Source organism: Neobacillus vireti (assembly GCF_036962345.1).
GTDB classification, from domain to species: Bacteria; Bacillota; Bacilli; order Bacillales; family Cytobacillaceae; genus Neobacillus; species Neobacillus vireti_A.
Map to the genome: position 1 here is coordinate 1 of NZ_JBALNB010000028.1, position 21277 is coordinate 21277.

Annotated in this window: 21 protein-coding genes; 9 read left to right on the top strand and 12 right to left on the bottom strand. The window is 37.3% G+C overall.

Going from position 1 to position 21277, the window contains the following annotated elements; translation table 11 throughout:
• Positions 1-780: 780 nt before the first annotated feature.
• A complete protein-coding gene (locus V7108_RS25995; RefSeq protein ID WP_335515317.1) occupies positions 781-1407 on the bottom strand; it encodes a GyrI-like domain-containing protein in 627 nt (208 codons plus the stop codon).
• 345 nt (positions 1408-1752) lie between these two features.
• Between V7108_RS25995 and V7108_RS26000 the strand changes: the two genes are divergently transcribed.
• The 6 genes from V7108_RS26000 to V7108_RS26025 all read left to right on the top strand — a co-directional run bounded on the left by V7108_RS26000 (position 1753) and on the right by V7108_RS26025 (position 7038).
• Entirely contained in the window at positions 1753-2595 is an 843-nt protein-coding gene (locus tag V7108_RS26000; protein WP_335515315.1) for a phosphate ABC transporter substrate-binding protein, read from the top strand.
• A gap of 63 nt (positions 2596-2658) precedes the next feature.
• The gene (gene pstC, locus V7108_RS26005) at positions 2659-3558 is read left to right on the top strand and encodes a phosphate ABC transporter permease subunit PstC (protein ID WP_335515312.1); all 900 of its coding nucleotides are present in this window, start codon (positions 2659-2661) and stop codon (positions 3556-3558) included.
• Between the two features lies 1 nt (position 3559).
• A complete protein-coding gene (gene pstA / locus V7108_RS26010) occupies positions 3560-4384 on the top strand; it encodes a phosphate ABC transporter permease PstA (protein ID WP_335515311.1) in 825 nt (274 codons plus the stop codon).
• A gap of 40 nt (positions 4385-4424) precedes the next feature.
• On the top strand, positions 4425-5210 hold the full coding sequence (gene pstB / locus V7108_RS26015; RefSeq protein WP_335515324.1) for a phosphate ABC transporter ATP-binding protein PstB: 786 nt from the start codon (positions 4425-4427) through the stop codon (positions 5208-5210).
• Positions 5211-5226: 16 nt separating this feature from the next.
• Entirely contained in the window at positions 5227-5886 is a 660-nt protein-coding gene (gene phoU, locus V7108_RS26020) for a phosphate signaling complex protein PhoU (RefSeq protein WP_335515308.1), read from the top strand.
• A 138-nt stretch (positions 5887-6024) separates the two neighbouring features.
• On the top strand, positions 6025-7038 hold the full coding sequence (locus V7108_RS26025; protein ID WP_335515302.1) for a DUF3231 family protein: 1014 nt from the start codon (positions 6025-6027) through the stop codon (positions 7036-7038).
• A gap of 84 nt (positions 7039-7122) precedes the next feature.
• Here V7108_RS26025 and V7108_RS26030 read toward each other — a convergent pair whose 3' ends face one another.
• On the bottom strand, positions 7123-7830 hold the full coding sequence (locus tag V7108_RS26030) for an IclR family transcriptional regulator (RefSeq protein WP_335569808.1): 708 nt from the start codon (positions 7828-7830) through the stop codon (positions 7123-7125).
• A 6-nt stretch (positions 7831-7836) separates the two neighbouring features.
• Positions 7837-8652: an IclR family transcriptional regulator gene (locus V7108_RS26035; protein ID WP_335515296.1), complete on the bottom strand. Its 816-nt coding sequence runs from the start codon at positions 8650-8652 to the stop codon at positions 7837-7839.
• A 346-nt stretch (positions 8653-8998) separates the two neighbouring features.
• Here V7108_RS26035 and V7108_RS26040 point away from each other — a divergent pair, with 346 nt between their 5' ends.
• The 3 genes from V7108_RS26040 to V7108_RS26050 all read left to right on the top strand — a co-directional run bounded on the left by V7108_RS26040 (position 8999) and on the right by V7108_RS26050 (position 11756).
• A complete protein-coding gene (locus tag V7108_RS26040) occupies positions 8999-10315 on the top strand; it encodes an MFS transporter (RefSeq protein WP_335569809.1) in 1317 nt (438 codons plus the stop codon).
• Between the two features lie 130 nt (positions 10316-10445).
• Positions 10446-11282, top strand: a complete 837-nt coding sequence (locus tag V7108_RS26045; protein ID WP_335515290.1) for a 3-keto-5-aminohexanoate cleavage protein — start codon at positions 10446-10448, stop codon at positions 11280-11282.
• Between the two features lie 54 nt (positions 11283-11336).
• The gene (locus V7108_RS26050; RefSeq protein ID WP_335515320.1) at positions 11337-11756 is read left to right on the top strand and encodes an acyl-CoA thioesterase; all 420 of its coding nucleotides are present in this window, start codon (positions 11337-11339) and stop codon (positions 11754-11756) included.
• 196 nt (positions 11757-11952) lie between these two features.
• Here V7108_RS26050 and V7108_RS26055 read toward each other — a convergent pair whose 3' ends face one another.
• The 9 genes from V7108_RS26055 to V7108_RS26095 all read right to left on the bottom strand — a co-directional run bounded on the left by V7108_RS26055 (position 11953) and on the right by V7108_RS26095 (position 21201).
• The gene (locus V7108_RS26055) at positions 11953-13260 is read right to left on the bottom strand and encodes an ammonium transporter (protein ID WP_335515287.1); all 1308 of its coding nucleotides are present in this window, start codon (positions 13258-13260) and stop codon (positions 11953-11955) included.
• 5 nt (positions 13261-13265) lie between these two features.
• Positions 13266-13625, bottom strand: coding sequence for a P-II family nitrogen regulator (locus V7108_RS26060; protein ID WP_335515284.1), 360 nt, complete (start codon positions 13623-13625; stop codon positions 13266-13268).
• A gap of 470 nt (positions 13626-14095) precedes the next feature.
• Positions 14096-15478: a 23S rRNA (uracil(1939)-C(5))-methyltransferase RlmD gene (rlmD, locus tag V7108_RS26065; RefSeq protein ID WP_335515281.1), complete on the bottom strand. Its 1383-nt coding sequence runs from the start codon at positions 15476-15478 to the stop codon at positions 14096-14098.
• Between the two features lie 100 nt (positions 15479-15578).
• A complete protein-coding gene (pdaA, locus tag V7108_RS26070) occupies positions 15579-16376 on the bottom strand; it encodes a delta-lactam-biosynthetic de-N-acetylase (RefSeq protein ID WP_335515278.1) in 798 nt (265 codons plus the stop codon).
• A 63-nt stretch (positions 16377-16439) separates the two neighbouring features.
• Positions 16440-17405: a nuclease-related domain-containing protein gene (locus tag V7108_RS26075; protein ID WP_335569810.1), complete on the bottom strand. Its 966-nt coding sequence runs from the start codon at positions 17403-17405 to the stop codon at positions 16440-16442.
• A 305-nt stretch (positions 17406-17710) separates the two neighbouring features.
• Complete coding sequence (locus tag V7108_RS26080; RefSeq protein ID WP_335512469.1) at positions 17711-19255, bottom strand: fumarate hydratase; 1545 nt, start codon at positions 19253-19255, stop codon at positions 17711-17713.
• A 131-nt stretch (positions 19256-19386) separates the two neighbouring features.
• Entirely contained in the window at positions 19387-19584 is a 198-nt protein-coding gene (locus V7108_RS26085) for an SE1561 family protein (RefSeq protein WP_335512471.1), read from the bottom strand.
• Positions 19585-19677: 93 nt separating this feature from the next.
• On the bottom strand, positions 19678-20481 hold the full coding sequence (locus tag V7108_RS26090) for a YfkD famly protein (protein WP_335512473.1): 804 nt from the start codon (positions 20479-20481) through the stop codon (positions 19678-19680).
• Between the two features lie 90 nt (positions 20482-20571).
• The gene (locus V7108_RS26095) at positions 20572-21201 is read right to left on the bottom strand and encodes a YczE/YyaS/YitT family protein (protein ID WP_335512475.1); all 630 of its coding nucleotides are present in this window, start codon (positions 21199-21201) and stop codon (positions 20572-20574) included.
• Between the last annotated feature and the right edge of the window lie 76 nt (positions 21202-21277).

Here is a 21277-nt window from a genome sequence, read left to right on the forward strand (position 1 = left end):
AATATAAGGGCTTGGGGACGAATCGCATGAGCACCAAGCAACGATTTGTCCTCAATACAGGGGCTTGAGAACAAATCGCATGAGCACCAGGCAACGATTTGTCCTCAATACAGGGGCTTGGGGACGAATCGCATGAGCACCAGGCAACGATTTGTCCTCAATACAGGGGCTTGGGGACGAATCACATGAGCACCAGGCAACGATTTGTCCTCAATACAAGGGATTGAGAACAAATTGCATGATCTCCAAGCGTCAATTTGTCCTCAATACTGGGGATTGAGAACAAATCACATGAGCACCAAGCAACGATTTGTCCTCAATACAGGGGCTTGGGGACAAATTGCATGATCACCAAGCGTCGATTTGTCCTCAATACAGGGGCTTGGGGACAAATCAAATGAGCACCAAGCTACGATTTGTCCTCAATACAGGGGCTTGGGGACAAATCAAATGAGCACCAAGCTACGATTTGTCCTCAATACATGATTCACACTAGTCACTCTTTTGACCATTGTCATAATCAAAAAATAAAGGCTGTCGAGACCTACTCGACAGCCTAGCAAAGTAATCGACTTTGATTACTTTGCTTTTTTATATTGTAGCCCTATATATTTTTCCACTAATTATCACCGGATTTCTCCATCTTGTTAATAAGTCCTAATGCTTCTTCCAGTTCAGGTTCATTAAAACTTTATTTCTAGCAAGGAAAATCGCTAGGATGATAATAAATGCCAGTTCCTATTGCAGCCATTCGACCTTGATGATATCTTCCTTTTTCATTTAATTTCTTTGCTTAACTCTATATCTCAAAACTGTTTTTAGTTTTTCCGGTTCAACTTTTCTTGCATCTGAAAGATAGATTTCTCTATGTACAAAAGTAACCTTTTCAAGATTATTGATTAAAATAAATTCATTCATTTTTTCAAAACTTTGAGGTTCATCATCATAGGAACCTATATGAAGCATTTGGACAGATAAGCCATCTTCCATGGTGCCGAAGGTTACGTCCATTAGAAATGGATGTGGTTTCTTTTTTCTTACATTCTGAAAAGCTTTCTCTACTATCTCTTCAGTAACAAAATCTGGCTGTCTAATCATGATCGTATATAATAACTCATCCTTATTGAAAGTATCGGAGTTTATGCCTTCCTCAGTCAAACTCCATATTCCTTCTAATGGATACACTGTGTATTCAACATATCCTTCTGGGGTATATCCTGTTTTCGGCATCATTCGAATGGCATAAGCTAATGAATAAAGAACATTTATTTTTTCTGTAAATTCCTCACTATTGGGATTTCCTTTTCCCTTTATCATTAAAAACTTTTGCTCTGGAATGGTTACAAGTTCCGGATGACTTTTTGGCAAATATAAATTTTTTTCATGTTTTCTCCACTCATGTTTCACACTTTACACCTCCATAGTAGTCTATCAGAGTTATTCTACCATATCTAAATGAACAGCTATGTTATGGAATTAATGGCTAAAAAGGAACACAAGATTAAATTCCCTTTTTGCATTTCACATCTTATTTTTCACACGGAATTGCATATTAAGAATGTCTGAGAGTCACAGGTTAATATGGAAGCAATTGGACAATTTACATTATTTCAACAGTGAATTAATAAAATTTACAAAACCTTTACAATACATCCACTTAATCTTTACAAATAGCGTTTATTCTTTACAAATAGCGTTTATTCTTTACATTGTCGAATAAAAGTATTAATCGATCATCATGGAGGTTTAAAAATGACGTTAAAAAGCAGGACATTGTTAGGATTATTGGTACTAATCTTAACTGCCATACTATCAGCATGTGGAAATAATAGTAATGAAGGTGCAGGATCATCAAATCAAGGTTCAGCTACTGTTTCAGTTTCGGGATCTACGTCCGTAGGACCTTTAGCAGAAAAAATTGCAGAAAAATTTAAAGAGACAAGCAATGTAAAAGTTGAAATAAATCAAATTGGATCATCAGCTGGAATAACAAATGCCATAAGCGGAGTTTCCGAAATCGGAATGTCCTCTCGTGATTTAAAAGAAGAGGAAAAAGCAAGCGGGCTAGTCGAGACCATTATTGCGTATGATGGAATTGTTGTCGTAACACACCCAAGCAACAAAGTGAAAGACCTTACGATGGAACAAGTAAAGGCCGTTTTTACGGGTGAGGTTAAAAATTGGAAAGAGCTTGGGGGAGATGACTTGGAAATCGTCGTTGTTTCTAGAGAAGATGGCTCCGGATCACGCGATGCCTTTCAAGAAATAGTAGGGTATTCTTCAGGTGAATTAGTAAGAAGTGCCATCATTGCGAGTGGAAACGGCAATATAAAAACAACGGTTGCCACGAATAAGCATGCAGTAGGTTTTATTTCATTTGAATATATTGATTCCTCTATTTCAACTATAGATATAAATGGCGTGGAGGCTACAGCAGAGAATGTATTGCAGCAAAAATATAGCCTGTCACGTCCATTTTTGTTTGTACACAAAGAAGATCAAATTACCGATGCCGGAAAGCAATTTATCGAATATATTTTGAGCCCAGATGGACAAAAAATTGTTGGTGAAACTGGGGCCATTCCAATTAATTAACAACAGCTAGATTTGTTCACTAAAGGAACAGCAAGAGAAAAAGAGAATCATGGAGGAATGCGTATGCCGCGGCTGCCTGAAGAGGAAACGAAAACAAATAAGAGGAAGTACATGTTAGAGAAGCTATCATCCAGATTATTCCAGTTCTGTGCACTACTTTCTGTTATCAGTTTATTATTAATCGTTGGATTTGTATTTTATAAAGGTTCACTACCATTTATAGTCGAAGGATATAGTTTTTTTGACTTTCTCTTTGGAGTGGATTGGGTTCCAAGTGAAGAGAAATTTGGCATTTTGCCAATGATTGTAGCATCCATTTACGCGACAATTGGTGCATTAGTGATTGGAGTGCCAATTGGTTTGTTTACAGCTATTTTCTTAGCAGAAATAGCACCAAAAAGTGTGGCCAAATTTATTTCTCCAGCAGTACAGCTATTGGCTGGAATTCCATCCGTTTTATATGGTGTATTTGGACTTGCACTCATCGTCCCATTTTTACAAAATCAATTAAACCTAGCAAAAGGACAAAGCTTGATAGCGGTAATCCTTGTTTTAGCTATTATGATGCTTCCTACCATTGTAACAGTCGCTGAAACAGCGATTCGTGCCGTCCCAAAAACATATCGTGAAGGTTCATTGGCACTGGGTACTTCTGAAATAGAGACAATCTTTAAGGTTGTTGTCCCAGCTGCGAAGTCAGGAATAATGGCCGCAATTGTATTAGGATTAGGCAGAGCAATTGGTGAAACCATGGCTGTAATCTTAGTAGCAGGAAATAGTCTTATTCTGCCAACAAGTCTTACAGACAGCGTGCGTCCACTAACGACAAATATTGCATTAGAAATGGGTTATGCATTCGGTACCCATCAAGAGATGTTATTTGCTACAGGTATTGTGTTATTCTCGTTTATCTTAATCTTAAACTTTGTTTTAGCAAAGATCAGTGCGAAGGGTGGTAAGTAAGTTGAGAAAGCAAAAAGATTATTTATACCGTGGACTTCTTTGGGGATCAGCTTTCTTGACAGTTGCCGTACTCGTCTTGATTGTTGGCTATATCTTTTTAAAAGGTTATCGTTTAATCAGCTTTGATTTTATATTTGGTGACTATTCTCCTGCTGGCGGCGGTGGAATTTGGCCGATGATTATCACGACCATATATACAATTGTTATCTCATTACTTATCGCAACCCCAATTGGAATTTGTGCCGCAGTCTATTTGCAGGAGTATGCAAAACAAGGTCGATTGGTAAATCTGATTCGTTTTGCAACCGAAAGCTTAACAGGAATTCCGTCGATTATTTATGGGTTATTTGGAGCGGTATTCTTTGTGACAACGTTAAAAATGGGCATGTCAATCATCGCTGCTTCCTTAACGTTAACAATTATCGTCTTACCTGTCATTATTCGAACAACAGAAGAATCGCTGAAAACAGTTCCTCACTCCTATCGGGAAGGATCACTCGCATTAGGAACAACAAAACTGCAAACTTTATATAAAGTCATTTTACCAAGTGCAATGCCTGGTATCTTATCTGGAATTATCCTATCAATAGGAAGAATTGTCGGTGAGTCCGCTGCTATTTTTTTAACCGCCGGAACGGTTGCAGCTATGCCTTCAAGTATCTTCTCATCGGCACGAACATTAACAGTTCACTCCTTTTTAGTAACACAGGAGTCAGGCGATATCGAATTAGCCTCGGCAGTTGGAATTGTCTTGATCGTAATTATCCTAGCGTTGAATCTATCGGCAACGTTTATCTCGAAAAAACTAAATAAAGCTGACTATTAAAAGAGGTGCTGAAATGAGTGCAAAAGATATTAAATTAAGGATGAATAATCCAAAACTGGTACAAAAACCAAATAAAGAAGTGAAAATCAATGTGAGAAATCTTAATTTGTTCTATGGGGAAAAGCAGGCACTTTACTCCATTTCACTTGATATACATGAAAATGAGGTTACCGCTCTAATTGGGCCATCGGGTTGTGGTAAATCAACTTTCCTGCGAACCTTAAACCGGATGAATGATTTGATTGATGGCGTAAAAATTACTGGTGATATTAAGGTTGATCATGAGGATATATACAAAAGCACTGATGTGATAAGATTAAGAACCAAAGTAGGTATGGTTTTTCAGAAGGCAAACCTATTCCCTATGAGCATTTATGATAACGTAGCATATGGTCCCAAAATGGCAGGAATTAAAAATAAAAAAGAGCTAAATGAAATTGTTGAAAGCAGCTTACGTGGTGCGGCCATCTGGGATGAAGTGAAAGATCGCTTAAAAACATCAGCACTCGGTCTTTCTGGTGGTCAGCAGCAGCGTATTTGTATCGCACGTGCCATTGCGATGAAGCCGGATATCATCCTAATGGATGAGCCTACTTCCGCATTAGACCCAATCTCTACTTTAAAAGTAGAAGAATTGATTGAAAAAATGAAGAAGGATTATACTATTGTCATTGTAACCCATAATATGCAACAAGCAGCAAGGGTCTCAGATAAAACTGCATTTTTCCTAAATGGAGAAGTTGTTGAGTATGACGCAACGAGTAAAATCTTTTCAATGCCAAGCGATCAGCGAACGGAAGATTATATAACTGGCAGATTTGGTTAATTTAGGAGGATAATGAATGGTTGTTCGTGAAAACTTTGATAATAAATTACAGGAACTACAGGTAAAAATGAACACAATGTCTGACTTGGCTGCTTCATCACTTGAAAAGGCTTTTGAAGCCTTTAAAACAAAAGATGTGGAAATAGCATTAAAAGTGATTGAAGAAGATGAAGTTGTGGATGATCTTGAAATCGAAATTAATCATTTTATTATTTGGCTTATAGCGAAGGAGCAACCTGTCGCCAGGGACTTACGAAAAATTATCGGAGCATTAAAAATCAGTTCTGAAATTGAACGAATTGCAGACTTTGGAGTTAATATTGCAAAATCGACAATCAAAATCGGGAAGTCCAATTCGTTAGTGAATATCACAAATCTTGAGAAAATGAAGGATATCTCAATTACCATGCTTCAAAAGGGATTACAATCTTTTTTAAATGAAGATATCGCCCTTGCTAGAGAAGTTGGCAAATTGGATGACGAGGTTGATCATGCTAGTGACGAAGCCTATAAAACAATCACCAGCTATTTACAGGGACACCCCGAGGAAACAGACCAATTAGTACAATTGTTATTGATTAATCGTTATCTTGAACGAACAGCTGACCATATAACAAATATTGCTGAGAGTGCAGCTTATTTAATTAAAGGTCAAATGTATGATTTGAACTCATAATTTAGAAAAACTCAGGGGTCCAGCAACCTCTGAGTTTTTTTAGTATATTTATCAGTTTTAAAATAATTATAAATAACTTAACCCATATTGCCGCAAACTACTATCAATAATAATGAATTGTGTTAAGGGGGTACTTTCATGACTGAACAGGAAAAACAGATTCGGTTAACTTCTGCGGAGATTGCTCCACTCTGGGCACAGTATATGAATGATAGTGCCAGTGCCTGTATCCTCTCATACTTTCTAGAAAAAGCTGAGGACCAGGAAATTAAGCCTGTAATTGAACATGGATTAGAGCTGACAAAATCCCATATTCAAAAAACAACATCATTTTTTACAGATGAAAAGTATGCAATCCCTCAAGGTTTTAAAATTGAAGAGGATGTAGTTTTAACTGCTCCAAGACTATATTCTGACAGTATTGTTTTACAGTTTATTTACCAGATGGCTAGAGGTGGATTAACCACATACTCTGCAGCTGTTTCTTTAGCAGTAAGAGCAGACTTAACAGAATACTTTATAGAATGCTTATCTGAAACCATGCAGCTCTATAAAATGTCCAAGGATTTATTACTATCAAAAGGGTTGTTTAACAGGTCTCCCTATCTTCCTAATATGACTGAAGTTGAACTTGTAAAGAAGCAGGAATTTATGTGGGATATTATTAGGGATAAAAGGCCATTAAATGCACCAGAAATAGCAAATTTATATGCTGATTATCAAAGAAATGCCCAAGGTTCAGCTATACTTACAGGATTTGCTCAGGTTGCACAGGCAAAGGAAGTAAAAAAATATTTCATAAGGGGTATAGAGATTGCCCAAAAACAATTAAAACTTTTTGGAGGTAAATTGGAGGAAAGTAAACTTCCTGTTCCTACTACCTGGACATCAGAAGTTACAGAAAGTACTGCTAATACTTTTTCCGATAAACTTATGATGTTTTTCACTACGACCTTAACCTCTTTAAGTATTGGCTATTATGGAATAGGTATTGCCACCAGTCCAAGGATAGATTTAGGGGTACTATACAACAGGTTATCAGCAGAAGTTCAACTTTTTGCGGAGGACGGCGCAAATATTATGATCAAGAACAAATGGCTGGAACAGCCTCCAATGGCTTCCGATAGAGATGATTTAATAAGTAAGAAGTGACTCCCCAAACATTAACCAATTTTTTATAGCCTCTTCCTCAATATGAGAAAAGGCTATTTTTTTCTTTAGAGCCACATATGTGGATTATTGACTTTTAATTTTATTTGATAGTTTTATACCAGCCTCTTTAAGAGCTTGGACATTTGTATGTATTTGTATTTTTGTACCCATCATTTCGAGTGAAGCAATGATTTCATTTTTTTTATTTTTTATTGGTACAGCAATCGTTGTAATTCCAATTTGATTATCTTCATTACCATCAATAAATCCATTTACTTTTAACTGCTGGCGAAGTTTTGTAACCATGGATTGCTCCTCAAATTGCAAGATGTCATGATCATTTTTACTTAACAACAATACTTTTCCTGAACTAGTACTTAGGAAAGAAGTTTGCTTTCCAATGTAACAATACTTACTAAAAAAAGGATTATCAACTTCAATCGCATTAAGAATAAAAGTAGACTCTTGAAAGATAATAGCCAAAGAAGCTGATAAATTTGTACGTATAACAATTTCCTCTAAGATGTCCTGAGAAAGATGAAATAGGTTCATTTCCTTTCTAAGAACATTCTCTAACGCACGAATAGAAACTCCCAGCCTGTATTTATTGGAAAGAGAATCTTTTACTACAAATCCCTCTGAACGCAGTGTTGTTAATAAACGATGTACTGTACTCGGGGCAATCGATAATTTATCAGCTAGTTCGTTTAGATGATATTCAGGTTTTTCAACGGTGAAAATATTCATTAGTCTAAGTGCATTTTCCAGCGATGAATAGTTTTCCTTTGGCATATTAATCTACCTTTCAACTCTTTTTAGATATCCAAGTTTTTCTGATATTCGTTCACTGCATTTAATCAGGTCATTTAAATGAATAGATAAGTTTAATTTGTCACTTCGCCCAGTAATGCTAATAGCTGAAATTACTTCTTCAGTAAAATCTAATATTGGGACGGCAATACTCGTAAAACCATCTGATAATTCGTCTGTACTTACTGCATACCCTTTTTTTACAATCATGTCCAAATCACTTTTTAATTCTTCGATTGTTTTAACCGTTTTGGTGGCGAACTGTTCAAAGCCCTGATCATTTATTCTTTTTAATAATTCTTGTTGTATAGGTTCAGGCTTAAAGGCTAACAATACCTTTCCGCAGCCTGTACAATAAGCAGGATTTCTCTTTCCAGCATGTGTAGCCAAACGGGAAGAATACGTGCTTTTGAATTTATCAAGATAAAGGACATTTGTTTCTTCTAATATTCCAATATGAACGTTTTCATCGTACTTTTCTGCTAATTTTGAAAGAATAGGCCGAGCCTCTTTATAGATCTCCATTGTCGTCGTCAATACACCAGATAAACGAAAAATTGCTAAACCAAGTCGGTATTTTTTAGATACAGGATCTTTTTCTAAATACCCATACTCCGTTAATGTTTTGATTAACCTTTTCGTATTACTGATATTTAATGACTTTTTTTTCGCAAGTTCAGTTAAACTCCATTCTGGGGAGCTGTCGGTGAAAAGTTGCAGTAGCTGCATCGCATTTTTAACTGTATGGATGATGTATTTTTCATCCACAGTATTCACTTTGTGTAAAATATATTTTTCATCCATAGCCAAAGCCTCCCTTCATTCTGAATCCATTTTAACAAAAATAATTGTCTTTTCAGATTGTTTGAAAATTAAATTTTTTCTAAACTTTGTCACATAGCAGAATAATCATATTTCTATATGACAAAACCCTATGATACTATCATTGCATGCTTAACAAGTAGTAGAAAGGAGATGAGTGTTTTAAACAATGAATACTAAAGAGTAATGAAAAATTTAATAGGTTAAAGTTTGTATTTTTGTAGGTAAGACACCTAAAAATGTTACCGTTTTCATTTTGCGGTACCGATGCCTTGCAGGAGAAAAGCTGCTGGAGTAAGCTAACTCAAATATAAGGGGGAGATTGTGAATGAATTCTATCAGTCAATCAATTGAGAGTACAACGATCAAAAAAATAATGTTGCGCATATTGCCATTTACTTTCATATGTTATGTCATTGCTTATTTGGACCGTGTTAATTTAGGGTTTGCAGCATTAGAAATGAACGCAGAATTGGCATTATCTGCTGAAGTTTTTGGTTTGTTGTCAGGTATTTTCTTTCTTGGATATTTCTTATTTGAAGTACCAAGCAATATAGTCATGCACAAAATTGGCGCAAAAATTTGGATTGCCCGAATCATGATTACTTGGGGTATTATTGTGATCTTAACAGGATTTGTTCAATCGGCCACACATTTATATATTGCACGCTTTTTACTTGGAATTGCTGAAGCAGGATTTTTCCCCGGGATTATTTTATATTTCACCTATTGGTTTCGAAGCAAGGAAAGAGGCCGTGCTTCCGCATCTCTTGTTATGGCTTTGCCCGTCGGCACCATCATAGGAGCACCATTATCAACATGGATTATGGATAATATTGCATGGAATGGGATGGCTGGCTGGAGATGGATGTTTATTCTCGAAGGAATACCTGCCATTATTTTAGGGATTGCTACACTTATTTACTTAGATAATCGCCCAAAAGATGCTAAATGGTTAAGCGATGCAGAAAAAAATTGGCTAGAAAATGAACTTGATAGAGAAAGGCGTCACAGCATTACGGTAAACAAAGCATCAAAATTGGAAATGGTAAAAGATTTAAGGGTATGGAAATTGGCTTTTATATATTTTGCCCATTATACAGCGATGTACGGTCTAGGTTTTTGGTTTCCTAGCATCATCAAATCATTTTCCGCTAGTTCGAGTAACATGGAAATTGGCTGGTTGACGATTATTCCGGCACTGATTGGCATTCCGTGCATGTTATTATTTGCTTGGAGTTCTGATAAAAGAAATGAACACAGGATACATATAATGGTGAGTCTTCTTATTGCAGCAACTGGTTATATTGTGTGTGGAATGGTTGATAGCACCCTTATGATGATCCTTTCGATTACTTTTGGAGCCATTGGACTTTATGGATTTATAGGTGCCTTTTTCTCCTATATGACCCTATTTTTCACTGAATCCACCGCACCAGCCGGAATTGCTTTGGTGAATGCATTTGCGAGTTTAGGAGGCTTTATTGGACCGATGATTTTCGGGAAGATGCCTATTTCAAATGGTATGTTCACACTTGGTTCATTAATCGTTATTGCCTGTTTGGTCATTTTCTCACTGAGACAAAAAAGTGTAAGTGCTTTACATACTCGAGCGAGTTTAGAAGAACATGTTATAAAACAGTAATACATGCTGGTTTGAGGAACTCTGATTTTTCAAGGATACAACTACTGATAAACCCATTAAATCGATAGGAAAATAAATATTTAGCCTAAAATGAAACTGATTTCTTAATTGATGGAAAGGTGTGACGATGATGGAAAAATTAATTATTACTGTAGCGCCAACAGGAGATTTTGCAACGAAGGCGCATACTCCTTACCTGCCAACTACTCCACAGGAAATTGCAGATTCTATTTATGAATCATGGGAAGCAGGCGCAGCCATTGCTCATATTCATGTTCGGGATGAGGACGGAATTCCCACGCTGGATATAGAGAAGTATCGTGAAGTAAGAAGATTACTAGAAGAGAAGAACTGTGATATCGTTATCAACTATACCACTGCCGGAGGAGAGCTTAGAGATGTAACCAAACGTTTTCCAGTTGTTGAATTACAACCTGAGCTTGCTTCCTTTGATGCAGGGTCATTCAACATAGGGCCAAATGTATTTATTCATACTCCTGCCATGCTAGAGCAATTAGCTGAAGTCATGCAAGAAAATAACGTGAAGCCAGAACTTGAAGTGTTTGATGTTGGGATGATTCATAATGCGTTACGTGTTGCTAAAAAAGGATTAATTAAACCACCTTTCTTTTTCCAATTTGTATTAGGGGCACAGGGGGGAATCCCTGCTACACCTGAAAATCTAATGTTTATGAAAAGTAATGTTCCTGAAGGAGCTCTTTGGTCAGCGATTGGAGCGAGTAAAGATCAGCTAATGATTAACACCATGACGATTCTACTTGGGGGACATGTCCGTGTCGGCATGGAAGACGCAGTGTATTTCCGTAAGGGAGAATTAGCAACTTCTAATGCTCAATTTGTAAAGAGAATTGTAGAATTAGCTCAAACATTAGGCCGGGAAGTGGCTACACCAAATGAAGCTAGAGCAATGCTAGGCTTAAAAGTAAAGACGGCTGCAAAGGCTTAATATAGATTTTTTATAGGTGGTATATACCCCAATGTAAAGGAGCGTTGAAAATTGATCGCAGAGTACCCGTTAAAAGTAAGATGGGGTGATACAGATGCTGCGAGCATTGTATTTTATCCTAACTTTTATAAATGGATGGATGAAGCAACACATGAATACTTTTCTGCCATCGGATTTCCAACTTCAAATTTATACAGTGAGCAGCAGATAGCTACTCCCTTACTTGAGGCGAATTGTCAATTTAAAAGTCCTCTAGTATTTGAAGACAATGTAATAGTCCGCAGCACCGTTGTGGAAATGCGCCAAAAAGTTTTCAAAATTAGCCATAAGTTCTATAAAGGTGAAATATTGGTAGCAGAAGGATATGAGGTTCGCGCTTGGACCTCGTTTAAGGAAAAGGCAAAGGCTTATCCGATACCTGACGAGGTACGGGAAAAGATGATACCTGGGAATGCTGAAACAGTAATGAGTTGAAGTTATGTTGAAAGCCAGGAAAGAAAGCGGGTAAAAGAAAAAAGCAAGGCACTATAGCTTTCAAGCCATTAAAAAATGACCCCGATTTCGCAAAAGATTTTATAACGAAATCAGGGTCTTCTTTGTAGGATTTATGATACATGCAGTATGACAATATAAAAAATAGTAAATATATATACAACCCTTTCTTGAATAACTAAACCACTCTTTCTTTTCTATTACTAGCAGGAGCGACAGAAATCCCTGTTGTCTCTTCAAAATCATACAAACCTGTAGGAATATCTGTGAATCGTTCCAATTCGTTATAGGCCGGAATCCCGTGGTAGGACATATCCAAACCTTCTTCTTCCTCACGGTCAGTTACTCGGAAGCCCACAGTCTTTTCACAAACCTTTACAATAACTGTTCCACCAATTAGTCCCCAAACCACAACTGCTCCTGCTCCTAATAGTTGTATTTTTAGAAGCGACAAATCAAACGTTGTTAAAAGACCTTGAGATTTATCAAACAATCCAACAGCTATCGTTCCAAACACACCATTGAAGCCGTGAACCGCTACAGCCCCTACAGGGTCATCTACTTTTAAATAATCTACAAATAATGTGGCATAAATCACAATTAAACCACTGGTAACCCCAATTATAATGGCACTCCATGAAGAAACAAAGGCACATCCAGCTGTTATGGCCACTAGCCCAGCTAATACTCCATTAATCGTCATACTCGGGTCTGCTTTTCCGAACTTTTTCATTGTTAAGAATAGAGCCGATGTACCGCCGCTTGCCCCAGCAAGCATGGTATTAAGGGCAATCGAAGCAAGGTCTGTATTAGAGGCATCTAACGTACTCCCCGCATTAAAAGCAAACCATCCAAACCATAAAATAAATGCACCAGCTGAAGCTAAAGGAATATTACTAGGTGCAAAAACATTTGCACTTCCGTCCGAATTAAATCTTCCTTTTCTCGCTCCTAACTGTTTAGCCATTGCAAAAGCAGCAAACCCTCCTAACGCGTGAATAGCGCCCGAACCCGCAAAATCTTTCATGCCTAACTCCGCCAACCATCCATTACTGTTCCAAATCCAATGACCTGAAAATGGATAAATAACGATACAAATAAAAGCAACTGTTACAATATACGCTTTAAAGTTCATACGTTCAGCCACTGCACCTGAAATAATCGAGACACAGGCTATTGCAAACCCCATTTGAAACAGTACAAATGCTGCACTAGGTAATTCAACGGAAAGAGCAATTTTTTCTGGACTGCCAAAAAGGCTGGTACCTATGATTCCAAATGCATCTTCCCCAAACATAACCCCAAAACCAACTACCCAAAAACCTAAAGCCCCTACAGTTAAATCAACAAAAATCTTCATCGTTACATTGACAGCATTTTTCGTTCTTACTAAACCAGATTCTAGTAAACTAAATCCACCTTCCATAAATAGCACCATTGCGGCAGACAACACAATCCATACGGTATTTAAATACATAAGTTCCATAGTAGTTAGTCCTTCCCATTTACTAAATCATCAATAGTATCGTCTTCTTTTCCTGTTCGAATGTTGTAGGCTTCTAAAATCGGATAAACGTAAATTTTACCGTCACCATCTTCCCCAGTTTGGGCCGAAGCAACTATTTTCATTATCGTTTGCTCAACCATATAATCCGAAAGGACAATTTCCAATTTTACTTTTGGATGAAGAGTTACTTTGTAATTTTTTCCCCGATAGACTCCTTGACTTCCTTTCTGTTTTCCTCTGCCGACTACCTGAGATATAGTAAATCCTGTAACTCCTATGCTTTTTAACCCTTTTATCGTTTCCGTTAACTTTTCAGGTCTTATAATGGCTTCAATTTTTTTCATTAACCTCACCCTTTTAGATTGATTTTCTGACTTTGCCCATCATAGTTTCTTGGATCTTTTATGCTCACTTGTAAACAAGATTTTCAAAAATCAAATGGAGGATTTCAGTTAGGGCCCCTGCTTCAATCATCTGAATTCGAGTCACCAGTTTTTAATCTATGATGTTTTACTGGCTAATCTAGCATAATGGTTTAATGGAAAGTGACTTTTAGTATTTTGATTCTCTAGTATTTTAAGAAATTTCTTTTTCTTGAAATTTATTCTATAACGTTTTTATTAATCTAAACAATATCAATTTTACATATAAACAATCTGATTTTTAGATTAATCTTCCCAATGGGAGAGTTTGGGGATGGTCGAATTCAAGGAATTGACCCGAATTTGTTCCATTAATTGTTAATGTTAACCCAGTCTAGTGTAAATAGGATTTCCTGTTGGCCAAACACAAAAACCCATTCCTTAGAATGGGCTTAATCCTTTAATATAAGCTGTGAGACACACTCCACGTGCGCCGTCTGCGGAAACATATCTACCGGCTGAATATATTTCACTTCATATTTGGCACTCAACATTTGAATATCTTTTGCCAAAGTAGAAGGATTACATGAGATATAAATTAGTTTTTTTGGTGCTGTCTGTAAAATAGTTTGAATTAGCTGTCCGTCAAGACCTGTTCTTGGAGGGTCAACGATGATAACATCTGGCTTCCATCCCTTTTTCACCCATTTAGGCAGGACTTCTTCCGCTTTGCCAGGTACATATTTCGTGTTGGTGAACCCGTGGCGCTTAGCATTTTTCTTAGCATCGTCAATAGATTCTGGAATAACATCCATTCCCCGAACTTCTGCTGCCTGATCCGCCAGCCACAGGCCAATGGTTCCAACACCACAATAGGCATCAACTATTTTTTCTTTTCCTGTCAACGCCGCAGCCTTTTTCACTTCATTATAAAGCTTGATCGTTTGAACGGGATTTAACTGGAAGAATGTCCTAGCTGATAGCTCAAACTGCAAGTCACCCAATGTTTCTTGGATAAACTCCTCACCTGCTAATGGGAAGGTTTCTTCACCAAAAATTAACGACGTTTTTTGTTCATTAATGTTCTGAACAATTGATTTCACATGTGGAAGACGTTTTTGGATTTCCTGAATGATCTGTTCTTTCTTCGGTAACTCTTTTTGATTAGTAATTAGGACAATCTGAAGCTCGCCGCTTTGCACCCCGACACGGGTAACAATCGTCCGAACGATTCCTTTACGTGTTTTTTCGTTATAAATCGTTATCTTTAGCTCTTCGAGAATCTTTTTAACGGTATTAACCGCTTCATTCGTTTGTGAATGCTGAACCGCACAATGTTCAATATCAATGAGTTGGTGGGAGTTTAAACCGTACAATCCTGCTAAAACCTTACCGTCTCTTCCTGCTAGTTGAAAACTGCTCTTATTCCGGTAACCCCACGGGTCTTCCATCCCAATGGTTTCGCGAATATCAAGTTTTTCTACTTGCAGCCTTGTATGACGTTCAAGCGATTGGATAACAATATCCCGTTTTTCTTTTAATTGCTGGTTATATGCTAAATGCTGCAGCTGGCAACCGCCGCATTGCTCATATACGGGGCAAGGCGGCTGAACCCGATGCGGCGATTTAATGCGAATTTTTTTTATTTTTGCCTCTGCAAACTTAGGGTTAATCTTGGTTGCCTCAACCACTACCTCTTCACCTGGAAGAGCACCAGGCACAAAAACTACCTGCCTTTTAAAGTATCCTACCCCTTCCCCATTAATGCCGAGTCGTTTAATCGTTAAAGGAAAGGTTTGTTTTTCTTTTATTTTAATTGATTGATCTGTTTTCATTTTGTTCACTCCAAATTCCGGTTCCTGTTTGATATCTCCGTATTATAGCATTATTAACAGAGAAAAGCTGAATTCTACCCGAATCCAGCTTTTTTAGCAATTATTTTCTCCAGAAACTCGGTACGAAGCCTTTCTTCTCCGGTTTGAAATCATCTAGGCTTTTAAATTTATAGCCCTTCTTTTTCAAATCTATAATTACTTTTTCAAGAGCGTCGGCATTATCCTTTGAAACAGTGTGCAGCAGTAATACACAGCCAGGGTGGATTTGCCTCATAATGTTATCATAGGAATATTGCCATCCTCGTTGAGCATTGATATTCCAGTCGACAAATGCCAACGACCAAAAGACATGCGTATAGCCTTCCTCTTTCGCAATTTGCATGGTTCTCTCACTAAAAACGCCCCTTGGCGGACGCAAATAGGTCATTTTCTTTTGACCTGTAATTTCTTTTGTTTTATCCTTCACTTTTTGAAGTTCTTCACGAATTCGCTCATCACTAATTTGAGTCATATTTGGATGGTGCCAAGAATGATTTCCGACGATGTGCCCTTCATCCACCATTCGCTTCGTCAATTCAGGCTGCGATTGTAAATAATGTCCTGTTACAAAAAATGCAGCTGGCACTTTTTCCTTTTTTAGTACGTCTAATACTTTACTTGTATATCCTGCTTCATAGCCATTATCGAAGGTAAGATAAAGCGTCTTCGTGCTTGGATCGCCTTTATAAAAAGCACCATACTTTTCAAGTATTTTTTCATACTCAGCCCCAGCATTAGGCGGCTGTTCATTAACTGCTTTCTTAAATCCCCAATTAATTGGCTTATTTGGTGCGGAGCCATATGTAACCTGAGGCACCATTAACAGCAGTAAACTAAGGATGCATAATAATTTTTTCATCCATGTTCCCCCTATATTGTTTTTAATAGTGTTTGTTTGGATTTAAGAAACATGATTAGCAGTTTAAGGAAAAAGGTTTGGTTGATGGTAAATGCTGTCACTTGTGCAGCCTGTTCGAGTAAAGTTTAGGAAAGATAAAAAATAGGAAACGGATCTTGTGGATGGAAGATGGAGGAAATTTCTTATTTCTGAATTCTTAAACCACGGTTTATAAATTAAACAGTAATCATCAATAGCTCTATTATGCGCATTTTTTGAAATACATTGACATGTAGGACATATCCATTTATGTCGGTTATACATCATCGGAACAAATAAACATAATGGGCATTGAACACCAGAAATAATGTCTGATTCAGGTATAGTGAACAATTTTAAAATGTCTATTCTCTTAGGTATGTGTTTCTTCAAAAAGAGGTCGCTTAATTTTAAAATATCTTGTTCATTCATCCAGACCTTTTTATTGTATTTTTCTAATTCCTCAATTTTTTTAATTAAATCATGTGACTTACAAATCTTACTTTCTGCTTCTTTATATCCAGGAGTTATAATAATTTCACTTGACGATCTGGTGAATACAACTAGATTATCCATGTAAATCGCGGGTAAACTATTTTCCTCTATCCAATTTCTCAATAATATTTTGTGTCGATTAGTCTGGGAAACCGGATTCTCATAAATCTCTCTCTTATCAAAGGTTTCTTGAATCATTTGATTTTTTTCGATAGTTATTTTCCCTGAATGATTCTTACCATCAAGATTAACGAGTATATTTGGTGAAAGAAGAAGGACATCAATTTGAAAAAACGTTTCACCTACTGGGAGTCGAAGATCATGAAAAATGTGGTATTTATGCTGTGGAATTTGCCTCATTTGGTAATTTAATTCTTTTTCGCCATTATAACCTGACGTTAATATTTTTATCTCTTTTTTTATTTCTGGCATTTTTTCATGATCAATTTTGATCCTTCTTTCTAGAGCCTCTGCCTGAAGTAATGGAATAGGTTTCGCTAAATTTTTATCAAACAAAAAAGTCCCTCCTAAATGTTCTGTTGTAACTTTTCTCTTTTCTTTTTTAAATAACCTTTTTAAATTCCTGTTATATTATGAATCTTTAGTGACAATTTACAGTTAGTTTTAATTCCTTGATTGTTGGTTTTCTGTGAGCCGTACAGTTTTTACAAAAAACCGTACAGCTTTTACAAATAACCATACAGTTCTTACAAAAAACCAGACAGCTTTTACAAAAAACCATACAGCTTTTACAAAATGGCCACACCCAAAACCCAAAAAACGCAAAAGAGCAGGCCCCATAAGGAGCCTGCCCGCCTATCTTAATTAAACACCTTATCCTTAAACTGTGCCAATTTTTCCAACGAAGACTTATCTACATCTGCATGCAAACTGTTTCCGTGTGAATCCATTGTTACAACGGCAGTGAAGCCTTCTACGCGCAGGTGCCACATCGCCTCAGGGATACCAAATTGCATGAGGTCTACACCTTCAACCCCCTTGATACAATCCGCATAATACTGAGCAGCACCGCCAATTGCGTTTAAATATACACCGCCGTGCTCTTTAAGTGCAGCTAAGGTACGAGGTCCCATTCCGCCTTTACCAATAACGGCACGAATGCCAAATCTCTTCATAATATCACCTTGGTAAGGCTCCTCACGAATACTTGTAGTCGGACCTGCTGCCTTCACATGCCAGTTACCTTTTTCATCCTTTAACATAACTGGACCACAGTGATAGATCACTTGTCCATTCAAATCTACTGGTGAGTCATTGTCTGATAAGTATTTATGAATAGCGTCACGGCCGGTGTACATCATACCGTTAATTTGGACGACATCACCGACCTTCAATTCACGAATTTGTTCTTCTGTGATTGGGGCTTGGAGAGTGATCACATCGTTTGCACGTGCTGCAGCCGTTTCTTTCTCCGCTTCTGTTTCCGCAAAATCAATGAATTCACCATCTTGGTACATCCACTCATTAATTTCTCCTGATACAGGGTCGACACTAACACCTAAACGGCGGAATGCCCAGCAATTGTAAGCGACAGAAACATAGAAGCTAGCAGGAATTCGATTCATTACCCCTACCTTACAGCCTAATAAAGTTGCTTCACCGCCAAAGCCCATGGTACCGATACCCAATTTATTCGCATTTTCTAACACATACTCTTCTAGAGCACGTAAATCTTCATTTGAATTCACATCATCTAATGAACGGAATAATTGTTCTTTTGCTAAATCATAGCCTGATGAACGGTCGCCGCCAATCCCTACTCCAATAAAACCTGCACTGCAGCCCTGGCCTTGTGCCTGATACACGGAATGCATGATACATTTTCGGATCCCGTCAAGGTCACGACCTGCTCGTCCAAGTCCATCTAACTCACATGGCAAACTGTACTGGATGTTTTTATTTTCACAGCCGCCGCCTTTTAAAATCAAACGTACATCGATATAATCTTTTTCCCATTGATCAAATTTCATAACCGGTAAACCTGCTCCGAGGTTGTCTCCACTGTTCTCCCCTGTTAGAGAATCCACAGAGTTAGGGCGCAGTTTTCCTTCTTTGGTTGCGATTACAATTGCATTTTTGATCGCTTCTTTTAGTTCCAATTGATTTACACCAACAGGCGTCTTGATTTTGAATGTTGGCAAACCAGTGTCCTGACAAATTGGTGAAACTTGATCATCTGCCATTTTAATATTATTAGTAATTGTGGCGAGACTCATTGCTGCACTTGTACCCGCGTTTTCTTTTTCCTTTGCCGAACGCACTGCCCGACGGACATCCTTTGGAAGCTTCGTAGAGGTTTCCACTACCAATTTGTACATGCTCTCCTGAAATTTCTCGATATTCACCTAAAGTACCCCTTTCCCCTTATCCGATTCGCAATCTATTTAAAAATTACAACTATTTATACGACTATTATTATACTCCTATAAACAAACGATTTAAAGATAAAGGTTTTCCAAAAGAAAAGAGCCTGTAGTTAAACAGACTCTGGGGTTTCACGATGATTGAATTCTTTACATTTTGATTCTAATTCATCAATCATTTTGATTAAATTATCAATATCATCAAGATCCGTATCCTCCGGATCGATTGATTCCAATACATCTAGAAACATGTTTAATCGCTGCTTTAAAAAACTAACTTGTGAATTTTTATCATAAGTTGGACTACCCAAATCATTCCTCTCCCTTCCATCCAATATCCTAGCACTTTTTGCCATTCATTTCAAAAAAGAACCCCAAAAAGGAGTTCTTCCTCAACATCATCTTCATCTAGGTCTTTCTGACGCAGCAAACCCAAATGAAACATGATCCTGTACAGGAATCCATGCCCCAATTCCTTGCTGTGTTACATTTTTAATTACAATCATTTTTTTGCTTCCCTTTAGCATTAAGTAGACCTCACCATACGTCACTTTGCCTTTTTCATTTACCGCAGGTGCATAAGCGTATAAGTACCCTAAACGGTTAACAGGGATATTGTAAACATGATCATTCTTCGTTCCAGCACCGATAATGGTTTCAAATGCGAGCGGAAGACGAGTTTTTTCCATCGCTTTTAAGAGCATCATCTTTTTAACATCTTCTGCGCTAGCAATTTTAGCTGTCAATCCACCGCGGATCATTTTTTGCGCTTCTTGAACATAATGAATTTGATAAGGGACTGTCCCGCCGCGGTTATCGTAATAATTTGTATTAATCTTTTGATATTCCCAGTTTGGTGATGTTTCTGTTGATTCATAATTTAATGGCCACTGACCTAGATAGACGATGGCACGATATCCAAGTGCAAACGGGGTACTATTGACACTTGATTCATTCAGCATGCGTATTAAATCTGGATTTTCAATTTTCACCTTGGAAGAGTCAATAAGCTTTTTTGTTAACTCACTAGGCTGCAAGGTAGGTAAATCCTGTGTTGAATTCGGATAGGTATTTTCCTTCGTAATATTACGAACCGAAGGAGGAACTTGATAGTTTGCCGGTTCTTTTTTAGCATTTTCAGCTGAAGCTGTTGGCAAAAAGGCTAACAGTAATAGCAGTGTTGTTATCACGGGAATCAATTTTTTCATTAAGAAAACTCCTTTCACACAATTAGCAACGATAAGTCTGCTCATAGTGTTTTCGGAGTTGAAAATTTTTATCCATTACCACGAAAAATTTCAATATTTCTCCACGTAACTGCTTGCGATTAGTTTATTCAGTAATTTTTCGAAGTACGGAAAACAAAGCTGGATAAAGGGTCCAATCAAAAAGGTAATGATGATCGTCCCAAAACCAATGGGACCTTTAAGAAATAGTGCTGGAATTAATGCGATGATTTCCCCAATGGTTTTTGCAGTCATTAAATTAACACCAAAACGCTTTTGGATTGCCATCATAAAAGAATCAAAAGGACTCGATGGGAACTTTGCCTGTAAGTAAATTGCAGCACCAACCGCTATAATAAAAAGTCCCAGTACTAACGTGGCCAATTGAATGATAAATCCAGTAGCCTCCCAAGATTTAAAAACAATAAGTATCCAAAAGTCCACTAATGAACCTATCAAGATAATCGTAAATAATGATAGTATTTCGGGTCTCTTTTTTATCAAAAGCGCATTCACAAGGATAAGAACGGCTCCATCGATAATTACCCATGTTCCAATTGTTAAACCGACCCCTTGAGTCAGAGCCACATTTAATGCGTCCCAAGCACCAACACCCAGCTCTGCTTTAATTGTTAAACATATACCAAACGTCATGATAAATAACCCAATAATAAAAAATAAAGTACGATAAAATAATGCCATTTTTTTCTCCTGAAATATAATCTGAACATTTACAAAATTCGAATAATCAATTATAATATACTTATCCTTTAAAAAA

Excerpts from the sequence above, each read along its gene's own strand:
- V7108_RS26040 (WP_335569809.1), top strand. The coding sequence starts at position 8,999 with ATGAATTCTATCAGTCAATCAATTGAGAGTACAACGATCAAAAAAATA.
- pstB (WP_335515324.1), top strand. The coding sequence starts at position 4,425 with ATGAATAATCCAAAACTGGTACAAAAACCAAATAAAGAAGTGAAAATC.
- V7108_RS26055 (WP_335515287.1), bottom strand. The coding sequence starts at position 13,260 with ATGGAACTTATGTATTTAAATACCGTATGGATTGTGTTGTCTGCCGCA.
- V7108_RS26095 (WP_335512475.1), bottom strand. The coding sequence starts at position 21,201 with ATGGCATTATTTTATCGTACTTTATTTTTTATTATTGGGTTATTTATC.
- V7108_RS26035 (WP_335515296.1), bottom strand. The coding sequence starts at position 8,652 with ATGGATGAAAAATATATTTTACACAAAGTGAATACTGTGGATGAAAAA.
- V7108_RS26045 (WP_335515290.1), top strand. The coding sequence starts at position 10,446 with ATGGAAAAATTAATTATTACTGTAGCGCCAACAGGAGATTTTGCAACG.
- V7108_RS26060 (WP_335515284.1), bottom strand. The coding sequence starts at position 13,625 with ATGAAAAAAATTGAAGCCATTATAAGACCTGAAAAGTTAACGGAAACG.
- phoU (WP_335515308.1), top strand. The coding sequence starts at position 5,227 with ATGGTTGTTCGTGAAAACTTTGATAATAAATTACAGGAACTACAGGTA.
- V7108_RS26030 (WP_335569808.1), bottom strand. The coding sequence starts at position 7,830 with ATGCCAAAGGAAAACTATTCATCGCTGGAAAATGCACTTAGACTAATG.
- V7108_RS26025 (WP_335515302.1), top strand. The coding sequence starts at position 6,025 with ATGACTGAACAGGAAAAACAGATTCGGTTAACTTCTGCGGAGATTGCT.
- rlmD (WP_335515281.1), bottom strand. The coding sequence starts at position 15,478 with ATGAAAACAGATCAATCAATTAAAATAAAAGAAAAACAAACCTTTCCT.
- pdaA (WP_335515278.1), bottom strand. The coding sequence starts at position 16,376 with ATGAAAAAATTATTATGCATCCTTAGTTTACTGCTGTTAATGGTGCCT.
- V7108_RS26090 (WP_335512473.1), bottom strand. The coding sequence starts at position 20,481 with ATGAAAAAATTGATTCCCGTGATAACAACACTGCTATTACTGTTAGCC.
- V7108_RS26000 (WP_335515315.1), top strand. The coding sequence starts at position 1,753 with ATGACGTTAAAAAGCAGGACATTGTTAGGATTATTGGTACTAATCTTA.
- pstC (WP_335515312.1), top strand. The coding sequence starts at position 2,659 with ATGCCGCGGCTGCCTGAAGAGGAAACGAAAACAAATAAGAGGAAGTAC.